We start from the raw sequence: 18,639 nt of genomic DNA on the forward strand, positions 1-18,639 counted from the left end.
GTTTTCTTTTTTTGCAAAACAAACCTAATTTTCATAATGATAAACTTGCCATTTTCATTGATTTTATGCTTGCTTTTTCTTATCCAGGGATGCGCCACGCCCTCGGAAAAATTTATCGGCACAGCAACGAAACTAGGTTTAAGCAATCAATGGGTGGCTGGCTCCCCCTATCAACACCGGCTGTTTATCAACTCTCGGGCAAGCCGTTCGGATGTTATCGATGAGTTGCACGTCTATCTGGACGGTGACGGTACACCATGGACAACGAGCAGGAAAATAGCAGACGACCCCACTCCTAGAAATCCCTTGATCCTGGAAATGATGACGAAAGACCCGGCAGCCGCGGTGTTACTCGGCAGACCTTGTTATTATGGACTGAATATGTCGACCTTGTGTAATGAATCCCTATGGACTTCGCATCGTTACGCCGCCGAAGTGGTCGTCAGCATGAATGCAGCGATTCAACAATGGATGTCGTCAAAAAAAGTTAAGAATTTGGTTTTGATCGGCTACAGCGGTGGTGGAGCTTTGGCGACCTTGTTGGCTTCGGGCCTGAAAAAAACATCCGTTGTGATAACCATTGCCGCTAATCTGGATATTGAAGCCTGGAGCCGTCACCATGGATATTCGGCGCCGGCCGCCTCTTTAAACCCAGCAAAAGATGCGCACATACCGGTAAGCGTCCGGCAAATTCACCTGACTGGTCTCAAAGATGACAATGTACCGGCCAAAATTATCGAATCGTTCAGTCGAATGCAGAAAAATGCGATATATTTACCGCTACCGGAATACGATCATGTCTGCTGCTGGCTTGACATATGGCCGGATATTTTGAGAACCAAGCTAGGCAGTGAGAAAGTGTTTCAATGAAGCATGACAGCGCTATCAAATGGGCTAAAATAAACTCTAAAACTTTAGTAAATAAAAAACCAGGTGTGCATATGCTATTAAAATTTAAAACAAATCCGCTTTTAATAAGCACTCTTTTTTTTCTGGGATATACGAGTATTTTGCATGCCGATGAATGCGGTGTTTTACGTTATCTGGTGAACAAAAGTAATGGTATAACAATATCGGGCAACACCTGCAAAACTGCTGACGATATTGCCTTGGGCAGCGAGTTTAACTTAATGCCCGGTGCGCGATTATGGTTCAAGTCACAGAGAAGTGCCGATACTCAGGGAATTTGTCAAAATCGTTCGCCAAACCCCATTCGGATTAGTGTTAACAGCGACCAGCCGCCCTGGATAAAACCCAGCGATTTGGCTAATTGCAGTCCATGGACGAATAACAAGATGAATTGCGACGATGGTAAAGATGGCCTAAATGCGCTCAGTTGCGTCATTACGACTCTAAATTCCGATCCGCATCCCAAAGGACTCGAACAAAGAACCACTTCAGTCAGAATGCGTTCACTGCAGATACAAGGCGACCCTAATAAAGACGAGCCCTCGCAGAGCAATGCAGAAGCCGACAAGGAAAAAGTCATTTCAGCAATGCAACCGGACATTAGCTTATGCAGAGCCCTTAATGAGACCGATACGCATATTAAACTCACTTGGCTGGTAGATACGAATGGTCATGTGAATACGGTCATTCCTGCTGCCGATGAATACGATGAGCAAAACGATGCCGATAAACTGGTTATTGATTGCTTTACGGCTGTTATTAAGGATTTCTCCTATCCTCAATCATCCCAGGCTGTTTGGCTATCGAATCAATTCTAGAGAGTGATGTTCAAATCGCCTCTCATTAATGTCAAGCTGCTACTGAATTTTATATGGGTAGCCGCTTTGATCGGCATAAGCCTGGATTTTACATTCGATAACAGTATTGATTATTGGATTCATGATTCGGCCGTTGTCAACAAAGCTCGCAGTCAATGGAAATACGTTGCGGTCGTTGTCTTGGATGAAAAAATACCGATGGATGTGTCGCGTATCCAGGCACTTCCTCTTTTTGCCTTGGCTACAGAGCGTCTGGTTGCTGCGGGCACCAAAGGCATTTTTCTGGATGCTCGTGTATCTAAACAATTGGAAGGACGTATGCCTTACGCGTCCTGTATAGAGAAGAATGGGGAAACCCGCTGGTCCATGCCTCAATGTACGGTAACGTCCGCCAATCAGTGTCAAGTATTGAGCAGTGAAGCGGGCAATGCACCATTAAGGATGACAGAGCGGGCGATATCGCAATTCAGCATAGCTCCTTTTCCTACCGAACAAAGGGATTTACCTGATTTTTTGCTGTTTGATTTTGATGCTGCTGCGCTTATTTCCGGACAATCTGTTGAAGCATTGGATCACTTGTTGACACGCAGCAGCTCCGTCGCACGCTGGATCGATTTAAGCGACAATCACGCCGTTTTGAGGCTTGCGGAATCAGTCGATCCTAATCTGTTGCGGTCGTCTCTGGATGATAAAAGCCAAAACGAAATTTGCGATAAAGGCTTACCCTGTAAACGCATTCGTTTGAGTAAACCGCTCTACGACGTGCAAAACAACAATGAACGGCTGTTCCTTCCTTTAAGCGCATTGGCATCCTGCGATCAGGATACGGCAATCAAAACCGCAGCTCTTGTTAAAAATAAAGCCATCATATTTCAAGTGACAGCCCCCACAGAGACGACCGATACGATTATCACGCCGATGACTACGGCTCTTGTCGGCCCCAAGCTGTTAACGCCTGGAGCGCAGTATATTGCAGATGCCGTGGAAACTTTATTAAATCATGATTATCCGCGCAGACCCAACAAGGTTATCAACATAATCATGCTCATTGGCATAGCAATCATCAGTGTTCTGACTGGTGCCTATCTAAGTCAGTCGATGCTATGGGTTGTGGGTGGATTGATCCTTACCATTATGATTGGGTTATGTTTTATTAATCCGGTATTACAGCTCTGGCCGGTCACCGCAATCATGGCGACATATACAGCAGGAGCATTGCTGACGACAGGCGTGCACCTGTTAATAGGTCTTCGAGAAGGAAAACTGGCTAGTCAATATCTGCCCCGGCCAGTCCATAACATGCTGCTAAAATTGAAAACTAATGAAGGCTTTAAGAACACCAATTGCCAAACTGTGGTGCTAATGAGTGATCTCGAAGGCTACACCACTATAACCGGCATCTTGAAGGAACCTGAAAGTCTTCTCGATCTAATGAACGATTATCTTAATGAAACGTCATTAATGTTACAGGACAAATATCACGGCTGGCTCGAAGCATACGTCGCCGATATGGTCTGCTATCACTGGCCTTTTCTCGAAAGCGAAAAGGAACAGGCTTATCGGAACGCCCTACAGGCGGCATTAGAGCTGGCTATTTTACAGCAAAACTTTTTCGCCTCTGTACCTTTGCGGTATGCCGATAAATTTGATCCGAAAGTCCTTGAAGAAATAGGTAAAACCATTAATGCCGGCATCGCCCTGACACCCGGTCTTGTGGCAATGGGCGATTTGGGACCCAAGCGTGGAGTAAGAAAATTCGGAATACTCGGCGATCCTTTGAACCTAGTTTCAAGAGTAGAAGGATTAACGCGAATGTTCAACACCCAGATTATCGTCACGGGGGAACTTGTGGAAACCGCAAAAAAAATGGATATCCCAGTCAGGCGTTTAGGCTTTATCTGCGTTAAAGGCCGAAACATCCCGGCAATGCTATATGCTTTAGGCAATCGCGAGGATGAGCGTTTTACTGCCGAAAATATTAATGTTTGGGAAAATTGGCTTTCTGCGGTTGAGCAGAATCATCAGGAAACCACTTTGCCTTGCCCGGATATATATAATAAGGACATGATAACCCTAAAAAATTGGCTTAAACGAGGATTGCTGACCGAGCAAGGTATATGGCACTTACAGGAAAAGTAAGAGATTTTTGCTTTCGCTGATTTTACCCGCTTCCAATTTTTGCATGATAGTCAAGCGCTGGAAGCGGCTGGAATTAAAGGGCTGTTGAAGACAAGAATGACACCGATTTATAGTAATCGGTGTCATTCTTATCGCTATTATTTAGTCCTCTACACCGCCAACCATAGCCAGCATCTTTGCCAGCTCGCCTTTCTCATACAGATCAATAACGATATCGCAACCGCCAACTAACTCACCGCCGATATAAAGCTGGGGATAAGTCGGCCAGTTCGAGTATTCTTTAAGTGCTTCACGAAGTTCAGGATCCTCAAGAATATTAACGTGCGCATATTCGGCATGACAGGCATCCAATATCTGTACCGTTTTTCCGGAAAAGCCACATTGAGGAAAATCCGGCGATCCTTTCATATACAAAACAACCTGATTATTTTCAATCTGGTCTTTAATTCTTTCGATAACGCTCATGACGGTTCACCCAATAATAAAAAACCAAGTAATTTTATCAACTTTATATTTATTAAAAAAGAAAATCTTGCAATCTAAGGTCGAGAATGTAAGTTGCTGCCCTACATGCATCATTTAAATACATCCGGTTAGATCAATAACATTATTTTTATCTCCTTCTAATCCCCCCAAAATAACAAACCATTAGCTATAAAAAACATTTATACTTTTTCCTATATCGGTTGCTTGGTTACGGATGATGCCTAAGCCGCCGGATATAACTAAATAATAAAAATAATAAAACAAGGAATTATCATGTCCCTATTTATCCGTCCCAGCAGCCTTGCACTGCCTTTTGTATTAACCATAACCCTGTCCGGCTGCTCCGTAATGCGCAGCTACGATGATGAACTCAAACAAACCATCGATCTGGCCGGGCAAGGCCAGCTGGACCAAGCTATAACTCAACACGAATCCAACAATACCGGCGGCGATTATGATTTGCTTTACTACCTGGAAAAAGGCGAATTATTACGTTTGAAAAGCCAATACAAAGACAGCGCAGGCGCATGGCTTTTGGCTGATCAAAAGGTCAATGAATGGGAAAATGAAGCTAAAATCAGAGCCGGCGCCATTTTGGAAAACGCAGGCGCGGTGGTTTTAAATGATAAAACCCGCCGCTACGATGGTCATGATTATGAAAAAGTCATGCTGTCTACCCGACTGGCACTTGATCACTTATTGTCCGGAGACTGGAACGCCGCCAGAACCGAGATTAAGAAAACTCACGAGCGGGAAGCCATTATCGCGGAGATTAATGCGAAAGATACCGAGGCGCTGGAACAGGAGAGTAAAGAAAAAGGCATCACCACGACCTTTAAAGACCTGAACGGTTATCCGGTCGAAACGCTAAACTCGGCCGAAGTCACTACGCTAAAAAATGGTTACCAAAGCGCTTTCAGTCATTATTTGGCCGGTTTTGTATACGAAGCCCTAAATGAACAGGGGCTTGCCTCTCCAGGTTATCGGCAAGCGATTGAACTACAGCCGAATATAAAAATCCTGGAAGACGGCTTAGCTGCATTAGAAGCGCGTCCCAACCTTCGTAAACCATCGGAAACCGATGTGTTATTTGTAGTCGAATCCGGCGTTGCGCCTGCACTAAGCTCTGTCACCATTCCAGTTCCGGTTATCGTCAGCAATTTAGGGGTTATCCCTATTTCGTTTCCGGTGCTGCATTCAGACCCAAGCCGCACTCTGCAGCCCAGCACCATCAGCATTGACGGTAAGGACACGCTGCCGTTAGCCGGAATCACCAGTCTTGATACGATGTCCAAGCGTGCATTAAAGGATGATATGCCGGGGATTATTGTTCGGGGTATTCTTCGCGCCGCTGCAAAAACCATGTCTCAAAAAGCCCTGATGGATCAAGGCGGCGGTGCGGCGATTGCAGGCATTGCATTAAATGTCGCCAATGTCGTTACTGAATCTGCGGATGAGCGCACTTGGCGCACCTTGCCTGCTACCATCAGCATTGCCCGTATGACATTGCCTTCCGGCAAACATGACATCGCTATTGGCGGCAGCAAGCAACCCATCGATATTCAAGGATCTCACGCTATAGTGCTTACCCGGCTGCTGGGTAACCAGGTTTATTGGTCGCAACCTGCTTATGGGCCGCAAATGCCGGTTTATGCCGCCCCCGCTGTGATTGAACCCTCTCACAATACTGAAAACACGGCAATAACCGAACCTGAGAAGAAAGCCTCGGCAAAATCGAAAAAGAAAAAAGCCAAAAAACCTATTCAACAAGCAAAAGGATAAACCATGCCTTCCTTTAAAAGTATACCGTTAGCTATCGCTTTATTGCTGCTCAGCGCCTGCGCCAGCCACAAGCCGCCACCGCGACCCGGCAGCATCAATGCCAAGGTAGAGCAACTGAGTGAAATGTCGTATCTACAGGTGACTGACCTGCGTGCCTTAAAACGCAATCATCTTTTGACTGTACAGGCTGAGATCAATAATCCCGACTCGGATAACCGACAACTTTACTATCGTTTTAAGTGGATGGATACCAATGGTTTTGTGGTCGGAAACGAAGAGGCCTGGAAGCCGGTACTTGTTTATGCTTACCAGAAACAAACGATAACAGCTGTTGCGCCGTCGCCTCAAGTTACGGATTTCAGGCTTGTTGTGCAAAGCCCGGATAACACGGGTCAACTACCTTAAGATGATTTCCCCAAAAGGCTATTTTACTAACAGGAGTGCAAGCTTTGCTTGCGCTTGCAGACGAAGCCCGCACTCCGAGATAGCTAAAAACAATAATTTTCTGTAGAGACGGCTTGAAGTCGTCCATTAATTTACTTAAAGAGAGATAAACCCATGTATAAATCAAATAATGCCCTCAAAGCTGCGACGGTAGCGCTACTTTTAAGCGGCTGCGCAACGCAATCGCCAACGCTCAGTTCGGGCAATGTTGAGTACGGCGACAGTAAAGCCGTTGAAACGTTAACTAACGAGTTTGGTTCTACCGACCTGCAAACCATAGCGGAATCGATGGCCAACTCGCTGTTGCAATCCCCTGCCCTGTTTGCAAAATCGCGTCCTTTAGTGACCGTTGCGGAAGTAAAAAACAGAACCAGCGAATATATAGACACCAAATCAATCACCGATTCAATACGCTCTAAAATTGTAAAAAGCGGCATGGTTCGCTTTGCGGTAGACACCAGCGCGATGCAAACCCAAGTCGATGAATTGACCCGGCAAAACCAAACCGGCCTGTACAAGAAAAGCAAATCTAAAAAAATGGGCAACATGGAGGGAGCGGATTTCCGCATCGAAGGCACTATCACTTCCATCGTAAAACGAGCGGACGATGTTAAAGACGTGTATTACAAATTCAGCTTACAACTGGTGGATATTGAATCCGGCACTATGGAATGGGCGGATGAAAAAGAAATCCGCAAAACATCTAATAGATCTATGTTCTAGCAGGAAATAAAATGAAACTATTACGTTTGTTATTTCTTGTGTCGTTGTTGCTTGGGGCATTCGCTGCCCAAGCAGCCAAAATTGCGGTAACCGACCTGGCTTATGCCGAGCGGGTCAGCGGTTATTTTCATCTGGTTGATTATCACAATAAGTCATCGGCGCGCGGCAGCCAGAGCGACCGTGAACGTGATAGTTTTGAAAGCTCTTCGGCATCGAGCCGTTCATCGTATAGCGAAAACTCAAAGACTGATTACACCGAAGTCGAAAGCAGTTACAGCTATATCGAATATGGAGAGTTGCGTAAATTTGTCGGCGATATTAAGGGGGAAATCCTTAGATCCGGTGACTTTCAGGTAACGCAGGCCAAACCTTATACCGCCAAAGGCAGCGAAAAAGTCTACGACATAATCAGCCGCATCAAAAAAGGCGCTTATCCAGGGGCAGATTATGTGCTGTTCGGCACGGTCAGCGAGCTTGATTTTCGCGATGAGGTTAATCCCATTATCGGCACCGACACGCTGTCCAACACCTTCAGTCTGATGTTGGTGGCCGAATTCAGCCTGATCAACACACGCACTTACGAAGTAAAAGCCGCATTTAGTGCAACCGGTGAAGGGCAAGATGTGCGCGTTGTTACCGGCGGAAGCCGTGTCGTGCCGAGCCGCGGCAAAGTTGTTTCGGAAGTGTCTAAAAGCTTGGGAATAGATGTAGCAAGGCAAATTAGTGAACAACTGGGCGGCGGCAGTTATCGAAATGCCGACCCCTCAACCGGCAGTAGCATGCAGGAAGGAGAAGTCATACATTTTAGCCAGTAAGAAACCGGTTTGCGCCTATTGTGCAGGTTCTGAATTCCAGAGACGGCGAAAGCATTAAGCCTGTTAATCCTAAAAAACGCAGTTCGTCCACGAAAAGCACGAAAGCCAAAAGTAGGCGCCTCTAGGCGACACGAAAGAAATCAATATGTTCCATTGATTTAGTTATTCACTCTTTAGGTGACTACCTTCAATTGGGTATCTATTTGAATTTTTTCGTGCTTTTTGTGCTTTTCGTGGACTAACTGCGTTTTTTAAAATTAAGTGATTGTTAACCGAATATTTCCGTCAAAAAATTTTGCATCGCTATCCATGATCGCCGATCTGCATCGGGCTGATAGACGGTGCCGAATGTCGGATCATTGGCGACTGGATTGGTGAACGCATGCATGGTATTGCCGTAAGTGTGCAACTGCCAATCGGCGCCCGCTTCGGTCATTTCCTGCTCAAAAGCCAGCATTTGCTCAACCGGAACCATCGGATCATCCCGTCCATGCAAAGCCAGGATTTTTGCTTTGATGGTGTTACCCTGCGTATTATCAGGCGCAGCCAACAAGCCATGAAAGCTGACCACGCCTTTAATGTCGACGCCGGTTCTGGCCAAGTCAAGCGAACACAAGCCGCCAAAACAAAAACCAATCGCGGCGATTTTACCGTCGTCAACCCAAGGCATCAATTTCACTGCCGCCAAAGCCGCTTTCATGCGTTTTTGCAGCATGGCCCGATCAGCCATAAAAGGCTGCATGAGCTTCATGTTTTCTTCAGGATTTGAGCCTAAAATACCTTTGCCATACATATCAACTGCAAAACCGACATAACCTAAGGCAGCAAGTTTTTTGGCTTTTTCGGCAACAAAGTCATCCCGGCCAACCCAGGTATGGTTGATTAAAACCGCAGGCCTGCGACCTGAAAACTCGTCATCGAAAGCAAAAAAAGCTTCCAGTAATACATCGCCATCCAGATAAGTTACGGTATTAGATACAATCGCCATAATATTCTCCTTATTATTTTATCTTGCCCGATTCTTGTAGCTTTTTTAAAAAACCGGCGGAGGCTTCTTCTACCATATCCAGCACCCGCTCAAAACCGTATTGGCCGCCGTAATAAGGATCAGGAACCTCACGCTCATTGAGATGCGGCGCATAATCGAGAAAATATTTGATTTTGGACCTGTATTGCTCGGGACAGGCATTGATTAGTATCGAATAATTTTCATCATCCATCGCCAGCAAAAAATCGAAGTCTTCAAAATCTCCATTAATGACTTGCCGGGCTCGCAAATTAGATAAATCAATGCCCCGTTCACGGGCGGCCGATTGTGAACGCAAGTCAGGTCCATTGCCGACATGATAGGCATGAGTACCGGCTGAATCGATCGCAAAATGCGCTTCCAGGTTATGATCCTTGACTAATTTAGTAAAAACGCCTTCAGCCGTAGGTGAACGGCAAATATTGCCCATACAAACGAAAAGAACCTTAATTTTATCTTTATTTTTTAACATCTTGTGCCATTTAAATTGAAAATTTTTGACCTGTTTTTTTATTTTTAAACTCACTTAATATCATATACTTATGATTTTATTTTGGGGAATAAAGTATTTCATGATCGCTGAAATCATATCTCCGGCGTAACATCATTAATCGCTTTGATATTGTGTCGCATATTATGGATGCTTGAGTTTTTCGAGGCGGATCGTTCGCCAATTGCTCTACCGGCTGTGCTGCATCAAGCTTATTTTTTATAAAAGTTAGTAGTGTAGCAAGACATAAGCAAGCCCTTAACCTTTGCTATATCATTTTGTTTGTATAGTTTACTGTCCTTATCGCTCATGGTGGGCATGAGATTTTTGGTTTCATCGGAAATACTGCTATTGCTAAAAACCGAATCGGCTGCGCAGTTACAGTAAGTTTGGGCTTGTTCCGTTGAGCGTGTGGAACTTTCCTGTTTTATGCAGTTGTTAATGAAAGCTGATTTAACACTGCGTCCATTACCTTTCTCCCCACTACATGCTGATAAGCCGATGCATATAGCCACTAAAAACATTGAGGTTTTCTTATTCATATTATTCCTTAAATTATTAATTATTGTTATGGAGTAGCTGTATCACTTATTAAATTAAGCACGCTGGGCAACGGTTGACCATATAAAGCAGATCGTTATAAATATTAAAATTCTAGTGTAACCCTGTGTTAAGACAAACTTATTTTCTATTGGTTTGGAAATACGACCTCAAGCCGCTTAGCCCATATGAAGCTTGTTGTTTCTAAACAGCGTCTTCTCTCAAGAACTACATGATAGCATTGAACACCCCGGCCGTTGCCTTGCCCAATCGGGACGTTTTAAGGCAAATTCTTCCTTGCCGGGTTGTTCATCATAAGGATGGCGCAATACTTCCAGTAACTCATTAACCATCGAAAAATCACCCTGCTCTGCTTTGTCTATCGCAAGTTGAGCCATGTAGTTCCTCAGCACGTATTTGGGATTGGAAGCGTTCATGCTTTTTTGCCGCTCAGCATCGGTGATGCCGGAATTTTGAACTCGCTTTATGTAAAGCCTGAGCCAGTTGCCAAGACGTGCTTTGTAGTCATCGGTTAATTGCTCCGTTACATAATAAGCATCCATCAGCGGCGTCATCAAAGCCTCATTGCTGAGCTCAACGTCCATAACCAGCTTAGCAAGCTTGCGATAAAATATGGTCATGTCCGTTTCAACCGATTGCAACAGGATCAACAGCTCGGTATTTAGTTCGTTATCAATGGACGGATCATAAGCACTCAGTCCCAGCTTACCGGCGACCATAATTTGCCAGCCTCGCTCAAAAGTTTCCTTGTAGGCGTCGATCGCTTGTTGCAAAGGTTCAACCTGTTCAATCAGCGGATAAATGGCATTGGCTAATTGTCCCAGATTCCAAAAAGCGATTTGGGGCTGGTGGCCGAAACGATACCGACGCTCAGCCGCATCGGTAGTGTTGGGCGTCCAGTTGGGATCGTAATTTTCCAGCCAGCCGTAAGGGCCGTAATCTATAGTAAGGCCGAGTATCGACATATTATCGGTATTCATTACTCCATGAACAAAGCCGACACGCTGCCAGTGCACGATCATCTCCGCTGTTCTGCGGCAGACTTCTTCAAACCATTTAAGATAAACGTCCAGCGACGGCTCGCCCAAATGCGGAAAGTCGGTGCGAATGGTGTAGTCCAGCAGTTTTTTCAGCAGCTCAAGCTCTCCCCTGGCGGTGAAGATCTGGAAATTGCCAAAACGGGTAAACGATGGCGCAACCCGGCACACCACTGCGCCCGGCTCGGGTCTGGGATTGCCATTGTAAAACATATCCCTGATAACTTCCTCGCCGGTCAGTATCAGGCTCAATGCTCGCGTAGTCGGCACACCCAGATGATACATGGCTTCGCTGCATAAAAATTCGCGCACCGAGGAGCGCAATACCGCCAAACCGTCAGCAGTCCTTGAGTAAGGTGTTTCGCCTGCGCCTTTCAGCTGTAATGTCCAATGCTCGCCTAGACGATTGAGTACTTCGCCCAGATTAATAGCTCGACCGTCACCAAGCTGTCCCGCCCAATTACCGAACTGGTGGCCGCCGTAACAAGTTGCATAAGGATCCATGCCGGATAACAGACGATTGCCGACAAATACCTGAGTAAAGTAATCCGATTCACAATCTTCGGCGCTCAAATCCAAAAGCTCAGCAACTTCTCTGGAATAAGCGACCATTTGCGGATTGGCAACTTTAGTCGGCATTACTCGCGAATAACAAGCTCCGAATACTTGGCGACGACTATTGACGGTTTGTGGATCGGCTGGTAACTCGCGAATAAAACGGTTATCGAAGATCAACTTGTTAAGTCCGGAAATTTTTGTTTGGGAATTCATCTGTTCTGCTCTTTTCATTTGCAAGTAATTACTGACTGTTTTGGGTTGATGATGATCCTTCCGCATAGTCATAAAATCTTTAAATGACATTTTAAGCTTAATCTAGCGTTAAAAATGAATTTTCCTTGATATTCAGTTAAAATAGCCAAGTTAAAGAACCTCCGCTTTGGTTTGGCGTTGTGCGTTTTTATTTAGTTGTATTTTTTTGAGGTCGTTGTATGCATAAAAATTTTCTTACCTTCATGTGCGGCGCCACTCTGCTCCTTGTACATTCTTGGAGTCAAGCGGCCAGCGATTTACCCCCTACGTCCAAGGTAGATATGGGGCCGGTTGAAGAAGTTTGTTCCGATTTCACTTCTCCCGAATGGCGCAAAGAACAAGTTGTTGATGGTGTAAAAATACAGGCTTCACGACTATGTAATCCCGACAATCCGGCTGATGTCGCCGCCTTTGTGAAAGGTACTAACGGCATCTCAATGAAAACGCTGATGGAAACCCAGCTTGCCGCGGACGCCGTTACCATGTCCGACGATGTCGACGGCGACGGCGATCCGGATAAAATTATTATCAAACTTGAAGTTGCGGAACTCAATGGTCATTCGCCGGACATGAAAGACCCCACCACCACTTTCGATATAGCGCCGGGCATCCAGCCGACTTTTTGGGTCTTTGCGCCAAAAACGCGTGATATGTCTACGCTGAGTATTTATGAGCCGATAGCTAATCCACTGCTGCGCTTACCGTCACCTGTAATTCGCGTCGAACAGGATGACGTGGTCTGGCTGGTTCTGGAAAACACCCATTATTTGCCGCATTCGATACATTTGCATGGTATCGATCATCCGTACATGGATCATAGCGGTGGCGGTAATGACGGCGTTGGGCAAACCAGCAACATGGATACGATGCCGGGCCAAAGCAAGACTTATGTGATTAAGCCTCGTCAACCGGGCACTATGTATTACCATTGCCATGTTCAGCCACACACTCATATCCCAATGGGCTTACAGGGTATTTTTATTGTTGAGGAAAACCGCCCCAACAACTGGGTGCAAACTCTGAATGTGGGCGCTGGTCAAGTACGCCATCCATCGGTGGCAGTGCTTGAAAAATATGCACGGGAATATGACCTGCATTATCAATCGGCCGATAAAGAATTACATGAGCTTGTGGCCAGGTCAGCTAATGATCCTCGTCTGATTGCCAAGCATATGAACATGGAATACGACACGACCGATGCCACCGACGATTATTTCATGCTGAATGGTCGCTCTTTCCCTTATACCCTAAGGGAATCGTTGATTGAAATGAAGCAGGATGAAAAAGTTAAACTGCGTGTCCTGAACGGTCACACGGAAGCCATGGCTGTGCATATCCATGGCCACAAGCCGACTATAACTCATTATGACGGTGTCGATAACGGTCCCAGCTCTTATATCACCCGTGATGTACACGGCATGGTGCCTGCACAACGTATGGACCTCGAATTAAGCGGTGTCGATGATGGCTTGCATAGCTTTGGTCAAGGTATCTGGATGTTCCATGATCATGTTGAAAAATCGTTTACCACAAACGGCGTTGGTGAAGGCGGCGACATCAGTCTGGTCGTCTATGACGGCTTCCTTGATGAAAAAGGCATTCCCAAAGCACACGGCATGAGCCTTGCGCCCTATTTCACCAAAGGACTCTGGAAACGCAATTATCCTATCTGGCAGGATTATGATGAGTGGCGCAGTTTAGGTCTGCCTGACCTGAAAGCGGAATACCAACCGTCTAAAGTTGCGGTACAAAACGTACAACCTCAATGGACGCCGGCAACAACTCAGCCAGCAGCCGATCAGGAAAGTTCTGCTTTTGGAAAATTATTATTCGGCTTCATACTGGGCTTATTAAGCTATGTGCTGATAATTAACCGGCAGATGATTTATGACCGTATACTGAAACTGCTTAATAAATAACTTAACTCGTCGCAAATAGAGGCCTTGCTTACATGAATGTAAGCAAGGCCAGTGAGCAAAAATGCAGGAGCAATCCCAAAGCTTCGCATTGCAATTTCTACATTTATTTCCAATCTTAATCCACGAACATTCAGGCAGAGGCCACCGGATTTTGCCTATGCGTTGCGCAAAAAAAATGATTAAGCGTAAAAAGTGGATTACTCCAAACATGATGCAAATCCGTGCCACGCTTTTTATGGCATTGCTATGTCCATGCTTTTTGGCATTGGCGGAACCTATCCACTTACAGTTACGCTGGCATCATCAGTTTCAATTTGCCGGATATTATGCCGCACTGGAAAAAGGTTATTATAAAGCTGCGGGACTCGACGTAATTATCCACGAAGGAAGTCCGGCAAAAAAGCCGCTACAGGAAGTTCTTCAAGGACATGCCCAATACGGTGAAGCCAATAGCGAATTATTACTGGAACGGCTACGCGGCGCACCACTCGTCGCCTTGGCTGCGGTATATCAGCATTCTCCTTCGGTGTTAATCGCCCGAAAAGATGCCGGAATTTTTTCGCCTGACGGTTTAGTCGGAAAAAAAATCATGTTGCTGGATAAAACCGTCGATGCTGATTTCGTCGCGATGTTCAATAATGAGGGCATAGACATAAGCCGCCTTCATGTCATCCCCAGTAGTTATGAAATTCGCGATTTAGTTGACGGCAAAGTCGACGCATTTAATTCTTACCTAAGCAACGAACCTTATTTTCTAAAGCAGCAAGGCGTTGAGTTCACCGTGCTCAACCCCCGCAATTATGGTGTCGACTTCTACAGCGATATTCTGTTTACCACGGAAGAAGAACTAAAACAGCATCCCGAACGCGTGAAAGCGTTTCGTCAGGCCAGTCTTGAAGGATGGTATTACGCAATGGATCATCCGCAGGAAATTATCGATCTGCTGCTCAATAAATATAAAGTCAACAAATCCAGAGACCATCTTGAATTTGAAGCCGATGCAATCCGTTCATTGATAATACCGGATGTCATCGATCTGGGGCACATGAATCCCTGGCGCTGGCGGCACATGGCTGAAACGTTCGTCAAGGCAGGTATGGTTGAAAACGATAAGCTTCTACAAGATTTCAGCTATGATCCCAACCCCAAAGCCGACCAAGACAAGCTGCGCCAATATATCAAAATTGCCGCCGTTATTACCCTATTAACCAGCGTTATTGCCTTAATTCTATTAGCTGCCTATAGGTCGCTAAAACGAAAAAATAAAATAGCCGCCCGTAACGAAAAGCTTTTACGTTTGGCGCATGAGGCGGCAGGTATAGGTTACTACGTGACCGACTTAGCGACCGGTCAGTGGGAAAGCTCACCTCTTCTTGATCAGATTTTCGGTATCGATGCTCACTATGAACGGAACATTCAGAATTGGAAAAAATTGATTGATCCTGAATACCGTCAGCATGTGCTTGATCACTATCGGGAAATAATCAATAACCGCGAACGCTTCACGATGGAGTATGCGGTTATTCGTCCAAGCGACGGCAAAATACGCTGGGTAATCGATTATGGCGATATCGAATACGACAAAACCGGCAATCCCGTACAACTAGTGGGTACCATTCAGGATATTACTGAGCGCAAACAAGCCGAAGCTGCGCTACGTGAAAGCGAGGACGCATTTCGACACCTGTTTGAAGATTCCAGCGACCCCATTTTACTCCTCAAACAAGGTGTGTTCATTGATTGCAATGTAGCCGCATTAACCCAACTCGGCTATCACTCAAAATCGGAACTAATCAATTGCAGACCCGCTGAAATATCGCCTGACCATCAACCCGATGGACGAAACTCAGTAGAGAAAGAGGCTGAAATGATAGCCACTGCCCTTCGGGTGGGCTACCACAGGTTCGAATGGCTACATGTCAGGGCCAATGGCTCACTGCTTCCTGTCGAGGTATCTCTAACACCTATGACAGTGCATGGCGAGCTTATTATCCATGTCTGTTGGCGAGACATTACCGAGCGCAAAGTCGTCGAAAATAAATTACGTAGCCGCACCGATGAACTGGCGCTACAGAATCAAATTCTTCAACAAATTAATCAAGGGGCCGACCTAACCAACGTACTGAATGAGTTAACACATCAAATTGAAGTGCTGCATCCCAACATGTTGTGCTCAATTTTATTGTTGGATGAAGACAATAAGCATCTGCGCCATGGCGCAGCTCCCAGCTTACCCGATTTTTACAATCAAGCCATTGATGGCCTGGCAATTGGCAATGGCGTCGGATCTTGCGGCACGGCAGCGTATCTCGGTGAAAGTGTCATCATTGAAGATGTGCAAGCTCATCCTTATTGGGAACCGTTTCGCGATCTCGCCAGACAAGCCAATCTGCAAGCCTGCTGGTCGCGGCCGATTAAAAATAATCAAGGCCGCGTACTCGGGACTTTCGCCATCTATCATCGACAGCCGGCACAACCAACGGATGCCGAAATCAGCTTGATTGACCACTATACCAATCTAGCGCAACTGGCTATTGAACGAAATCAGTCAATGATACAAATAGCGGAATCTTTATCAATACTGAAAGCCACCTTAGAATCCGCCGATGAAGCCATTCTGTCTGTGGATATGAACAACAATTGGCTGTTGCATAACCAAAAGTTTCTTGATTTATGGCAAATTCCTAATGAAACCGCCGCTAACGAAATAGGCACTGAAAAACTGCCGTACGAGTCCAGCTACATTAAAAATCAACTTAAAGATGCTGAAGCTTTCTCCAGCAAAGTCAAGGAATTGTATGCAACCCCGGAAGCTCAATCTTTCGATGTTATTGAGTTTAAGGATGGAAGAATCGTTGAGCGGAATTCCATCCCACAAATGATTAATAATAAAGTAGTAGGTAGAGTTTGGAGCTTTCGCAACGTTACTGAGCAAAAACTGGCCGAGGCAGAGCTTCGCATCGCCGCAACCGCTTTCGAATCGCAGGAAGCCATGTCCATCTCCGATGCCAATCAGGTAATTCTGAAAGTCAACAAGGCATTCATACGCATCACCGGCTATAGTCCGGAGGATGTCATTGGACAAACTCACGCTGTGCTTAAGTCGGGGCGGCAGAACGTCTATTTCTACCAAGCATTGCAGCATAGCCTAAAACAGAATGGCTACTGGGAGGGCGAAATATGGAACCGGCGCAAAAACGGGGACGTCTATCCCGCATGGCTTAGCATTACCACGGTTACCGATTCGAATAACCGGATTACTAACTACGTTGCCTCTTTTGCCGACATTACCAAGGACAAGGAAGCTGAAGAAACCATTCATAACTTGGCTTATTACGACCCGCTCACCTCACTCCCCAATCGTCGCTTACTATGGGAGCGATTGAAACATGGCATTGAACTAGAGCGGCGTGACAGCAAACACCTGGCGTTGCTGATGCTTGACCTGGACCGTTTCAAAATAGTTAACGACAGTATGGGACATTTGGCCGGTGACGAGTTGCTTCAACAAGTTGCCGCCCGTATCAAAACAAAATTGCGTGAAGTTGACATGGTCGCTCGTTTAGGAGGCGATGAGTTTGTTGTGCTGTTGGAAGATATCGCTCATCCGGAAGACGCGGCGCGCGTCGCAGAAGCTATTGTTTCCGACTTAAGTAAGCCTTTTCAATTACTGCAAAGCAACAATGCTCATCCTGAATTAAGCCGAAAGGTGAGAATTGGAGCCAGTATAGGCATTAGCTTGTTTCCGCAACATGGCGACAGCCCTGAAACACTGATGGATAACGCTGACATTGCGCTCTATCGGGCTAAAGACGAAGGGCGCGGCTGTTTTGCCTATTTTTCCGAGGAATTTACCCTTATTGCTCGTGAGCGTATCGCAATGGAAGCCCGTCTACGGCGCGCCACTGAACAACAGGAATTATGCGTTTATTACCAGGCGCAAATTGACATCGACAGTGACCGGATAATCGGCGCCGAAGCGTTGGTACGCTGGAAAGATCCCTCCGAAGGACTGATTTCGCCAAGCAGCTTTATCCCCATTGCCGAAGAAACCGGCCTTATTGTAGAAATTGGCGCCTGGGTGCTACGCGAGACTTGCCTACAAGGCCGACGCTGGATAGATGCCGGTTTGCCGCCACTAACTTTAGCGGTCAACGTTTCTCCTCATCAGTTCCGTCGAAGCGACATCAGTGCTCTCGTAGCCGAGGTGTTGCACGAAACCGGCTTCCCTGCTGAGCTATTAGAGCTGGAATTAACTGAAAGCGGCTTAATGGAAAACGAAGAAAAAACTGTCGAAGTACTCAATAATCTTCGTGCTCAAGGCGTCCGTCTTGCTATTGACGACTTCGGCACCGGTTATTCGTCGCTAGCCAATCTCAAGCGTTTCCCTTTAGATGTGCTGAAAATAGATAAGAGCTTCATTGATGATATTCCTTCGCTGCAAGACGATATGGAAATTACCGCGACGATTGTTGCAATGGGACATATTTTAGGATTCAAAGTGCTAGCCGAAGGCGTAGAAACGCTTGAACAATTGGCATTTTTGCGGGAAAAAGGCTGCGACACTTATCAGGGTTTTATTAAAAGTAAACCCCTGCCGGCCGAAGAATTTGTCCGATTACTGCGCGAGCAAGTCTAAATATTAGCCGTTGATCCTAAAAATCGGTTAACTAAAGTGA

At 45.9% G+C, this 18,639-nt stretch carries 15 protein-coding genes; 10 read left to right on the forward strand and 5 right to left on the reverse strand.

Features of this window, described 5'->3' with window-relative positions:
- The 4 genes from EPO18_RS11575 to EPO18_RS11590 form a co-directional block, all read left to right on the forward strand.
- Window positions 1-224 (forward strand): hypothetical protein (locus EPO18_RS11575; RefSeq protein ID WP_292433527.1); only part of this gene is annotated, 224 nt, incomplete at its 5' end.
- Window positions 154-870, forward strand: a complete 717-nt coding sequence (locus EPO18_RS11580) for a hypothetical protein (RefSeq protein ID WP_292433528.1) — start codon at window positions 154-156, stop codon at window positions 868-870. The genes EPO18_RS11575 and EPO18_RS11580, both read left to right, overlap by 71 nt.
- Window positions 871-941: 71 nt before the next feature.
- Window positions 942-1,727, forward strand: a complete 786-nt coding sequence (locus EPO18_RS11585; protein WP_292433529.1) for a hypothetical protein — start codon at window positions 942-944, stop codon at window positions 1,725-1,727.
- 6 nt (window positions 1,728-1,733) lie between these two features.
- Entirely contained in the window at window positions 1,734-3,866 is a 2,133-nt protein-coding gene (locus EPO18_RS11590) for an adenylate/guanylate cyclase domain-containing protein (protein WP_292433530.1), read from the forward strand.
- Window positions 3,867-4,007: 141 nt separating this feature from the next.
- Here EPO18_RS11590 and grxD read toward each other — a convergent pair whose 3' ends face one another.
- Entirely contained in the window at window positions 4,008-4,331 is a 324-nt protein-coding gene (gene grxD, locus EPO18_RS11595) for a Grx4 family monothiol glutaredoxin (RefSeq protein ID WP_292433531.1), read from the reverse strand.
- A gap of 294 nt (window positions 4,332-4,625) precedes the next feature.
- Here grxD and EPO18_RS11600 point away from each other — a divergent pair, with 294 nt between their 5' ends.
- From EPO18_RS11600 to EPO18_RS11615, 4 genes are all read left to right on the forward strand, one after another.
- Entirely contained in the window at window positions 4,626-6,134 is a 1,509-nt protein-coding gene (locus EPO18_RS11600; RefSeq protein WP_292433532.1) for a COG3014 family protein, read from the forward strand.
- Between the two features lie 3 nt (window positions 6,135-6,137).
- Window positions 6,138-6,539 (forward strand): YcfL family putative periplasmic lipoprotein, encoded by a 402-nt coding sequence (locus EPO18_RS11605; RefSeq protein ID WP_292433533.1) that lies wholly within the window; start codon window positions 6,138-6,140, stop codon window positions 6,537-6,539.
- A gap of 153 nt (window positions 6,540-6,692) precedes the next feature.
- A complete protein-coding gene (gene lpoB / locus EPO18_RS11610) occupies window positions 6,693-7,301 on the forward strand; it encodes a penicillin-binding protein activator LpoB (protein ID WP_292433534.1) in 609 nt (202 codons plus the stop codon).
- 11 nt (window positions 7,302-7,312) lie between these two features.
- The gene (locus tag EPO18_RS11615; RefSeq protein WP_292433535.1) at window positions 7,313-8,116 is read left to right on the forward strand and encodes a penicillin-binding protein activator LpoB; all 804 of its coding nucleotides are present in this window, start codon (window positions 7,313-7,315) and stop codon (window positions 8,114-8,116) included.
- A gap of 268 nt (window positions 8,117-8,384) precedes the next feature.
- On the opposite strand, the gene EPO18_RS11620 is transcribed toward EPO18_RS11615, so the two are convergent.
- The 4 genes from EPO18_RS11620 to EPO18_RS11635 all read right to left on the reverse strand — a co-directional run bounded on the left by EPO18_RS11620 (window position 8,385) and on the right by EPO18_RS11635 (window position 12,002).
- Window positions 8,385-9,104 carry a dienelactone hydrolase family protein gene (locus EPO18_RS11620; protein WP_292433536.1) on the reverse strand — a complete coding sequence of 240 codons (720 nt, stop codon included), beginning with the start codon at window positions 9,102-9,104 and terminating at the stop codon, window positions 8,385-8,387.
- Window positions 9,105-9,117: 13 nt separating this feature from the next.
- Window positions 9,118-9,615: a low molecular weight protein-tyrosine-phosphatase gene (locus EPO18_RS11625; RefSeq protein ID WP_292433537.1), complete on the reverse strand. Its 498-nt coding sequence runs from the start codon at window positions 9,613-9,615 to the stop codon at window positions 9,118-9,120.
- Window positions 9,616-9,845: 230 nt separating this feature from the next.
- The gene (locus EPO18_RS11630; RefSeq protein WP_292433538.1) at window positions 9,846-10,175 is read right to left on the reverse strand and encodes a hypothetical protein; all 330 of its coding nucleotides are present in this window, start codon (window positions 10,173-10,175) and stop codon (window positions 9,846-9,848) included.
- Window positions 10,176-10,394: 219 nt separating this feature from the next.
- Window positions 10,395-12,002 (reverse strand): protein adenylyltransferase SelO, encoded by a 1,608-nt coding sequence (locus EPO18_RS11635; RefSeq protein ID WP_292433539.1) that lies wholly within the window; start codon window positions 12,000-12,002, stop codon window positions 10,395-10,397.
- A 218-nt stretch (window positions 12,003-12,220) separates the two neighbouring features.
- On the opposite strand from EPO18_RS11635, the gene EPO18_RS11640 reads away from it, so the two are divergent.
- Together EPO18_RS11640 and EPO18_RS11645 are read left to right on the forward strand one after the other, a co-directional pair.
- Window positions 12,221-13,960: a multicopper oxidase domain-containing protein gene (locus EPO18_RS11640; protein WP_292433540.1), complete on the forward strand. Its 1,740-nt coding sequence runs from the start codon at window positions 12,221-12,223 to the stop codon at window positions 13,958-13,960.
- A 175-nt stretch (window positions 13,961-14,135) separates the two neighbouring features.
- Entirely contained in the window at window positions 14,136-18,599 is a 4,464-nt protein-coding gene (locus EPO18_RS11645; protein ID WP_292433541.1) for an EAL domain-containing protein, read from the forward strand.
- Window positions 18,600-18,639: the final 40 nt, after the last annotated feature.

Origin of the sequence: Methylobacter sp., from assembly GCF_004322395.1 — a bacterium.
Classification (GTDB): domain Bacteria; phylum Pseudomonadota; class Gammaproteobacteria; order Methylococcales; family Methylomonadaceae; genus Methylobacter_A.

Excerpts from the sequence above, each read along its gene's own strand:
- EPO18_RS11585 (WP_292433529.1), top strand. The coding sequence starts at position 942 with ATGCTATTAAAATTTAAAACAAATCCGCTTTTAATAAGCACTCTTTTT.
- EPO18_RS11590 (WP_292433530.1), top strand. The coding sequence starts at position 1,734 with ATGTTCAAATCGCCTCTCATTAATGTCAAGCTGCTACTGAATTTTATA.
- grxD (WP_292433531.1), bottom strand. The coding sequence starts at position 4,331 with ATGAGCGTTATCGAAAGAATTAAAGACCAGATTGAAAATAATCAGGTT.
- EPO18_RS11600 (WP_292433532.1), top strand. The coding sequence starts at position 4,626 with ATGTCCCTATTTATCCGTCCCAGCAGCCTTGCACTGCCTTTTGTATTA.
- EPO18_RS11605 (WP_292433533.1), top strand. The coding sequence starts at position 6,138 with ATGCCTTCCTTTAAAAGTATACCGTTAGCTATCGCTTTATTGCTGCTC.
- lpoB (WP_292433534.1), top strand. The coding sequence starts at position 6,693 with ATGTATAAATCAAATAATGCCCTCAAAGCTGCGACGGTAGCGCTACTT.
- EPO18_RS11615 (WP_292433535.1), top strand. The coding sequence starts at position 7,313 with ATGAAACTATTACGTTTGTTATTTCTTGTGTCGTTGTTGCTTGGGGCA.
- EPO18_RS11620 (WP_292433536.1), bottom strand. The coding sequence starts at position 9,104 with ATGGCGATTGTATCTAATACCGTAACTTATCTGGATGGCGATGTATTA.
- EPO18_RS11625 (WP_292433537.1), bottom strand. The coding sequence starts at position 9,615 with ATGTTAAAAAATAAAGATAAAATTAAGGTTCTTTTCGTTTGTATGGGC.
- EPO18_RS11630 (WP_292433538.1), bottom strand. The coding sequence starts at position 10,175 with ATGAATAAGAAAACCTCAATGTTTTTAGTGGCTATATGCATCGGCTTA.
- EPO18_RS11635 (WP_292433539.1), bottom strand. The coding sequence starts at position 12,002 with ATGAATTCCCAAACAAAAATTTCCGGACTTAACAAGTTGATCTTCGAT.
- EPO18_RS11640 (WP_292433540.1), top strand. The coding sequence starts at position 12,221 with ATGCATAAAAATTTTCTTACCTTCATGTGCGGCGCCACTCTGCTCCTT.
- EPO18_RS11645 (WP_292433541.1), top strand. The coding sequence starts at position 14,136 with ATGATTAAGCGTAAAAAGTGGATTACTCCAAACATGATGCAAATCCGT.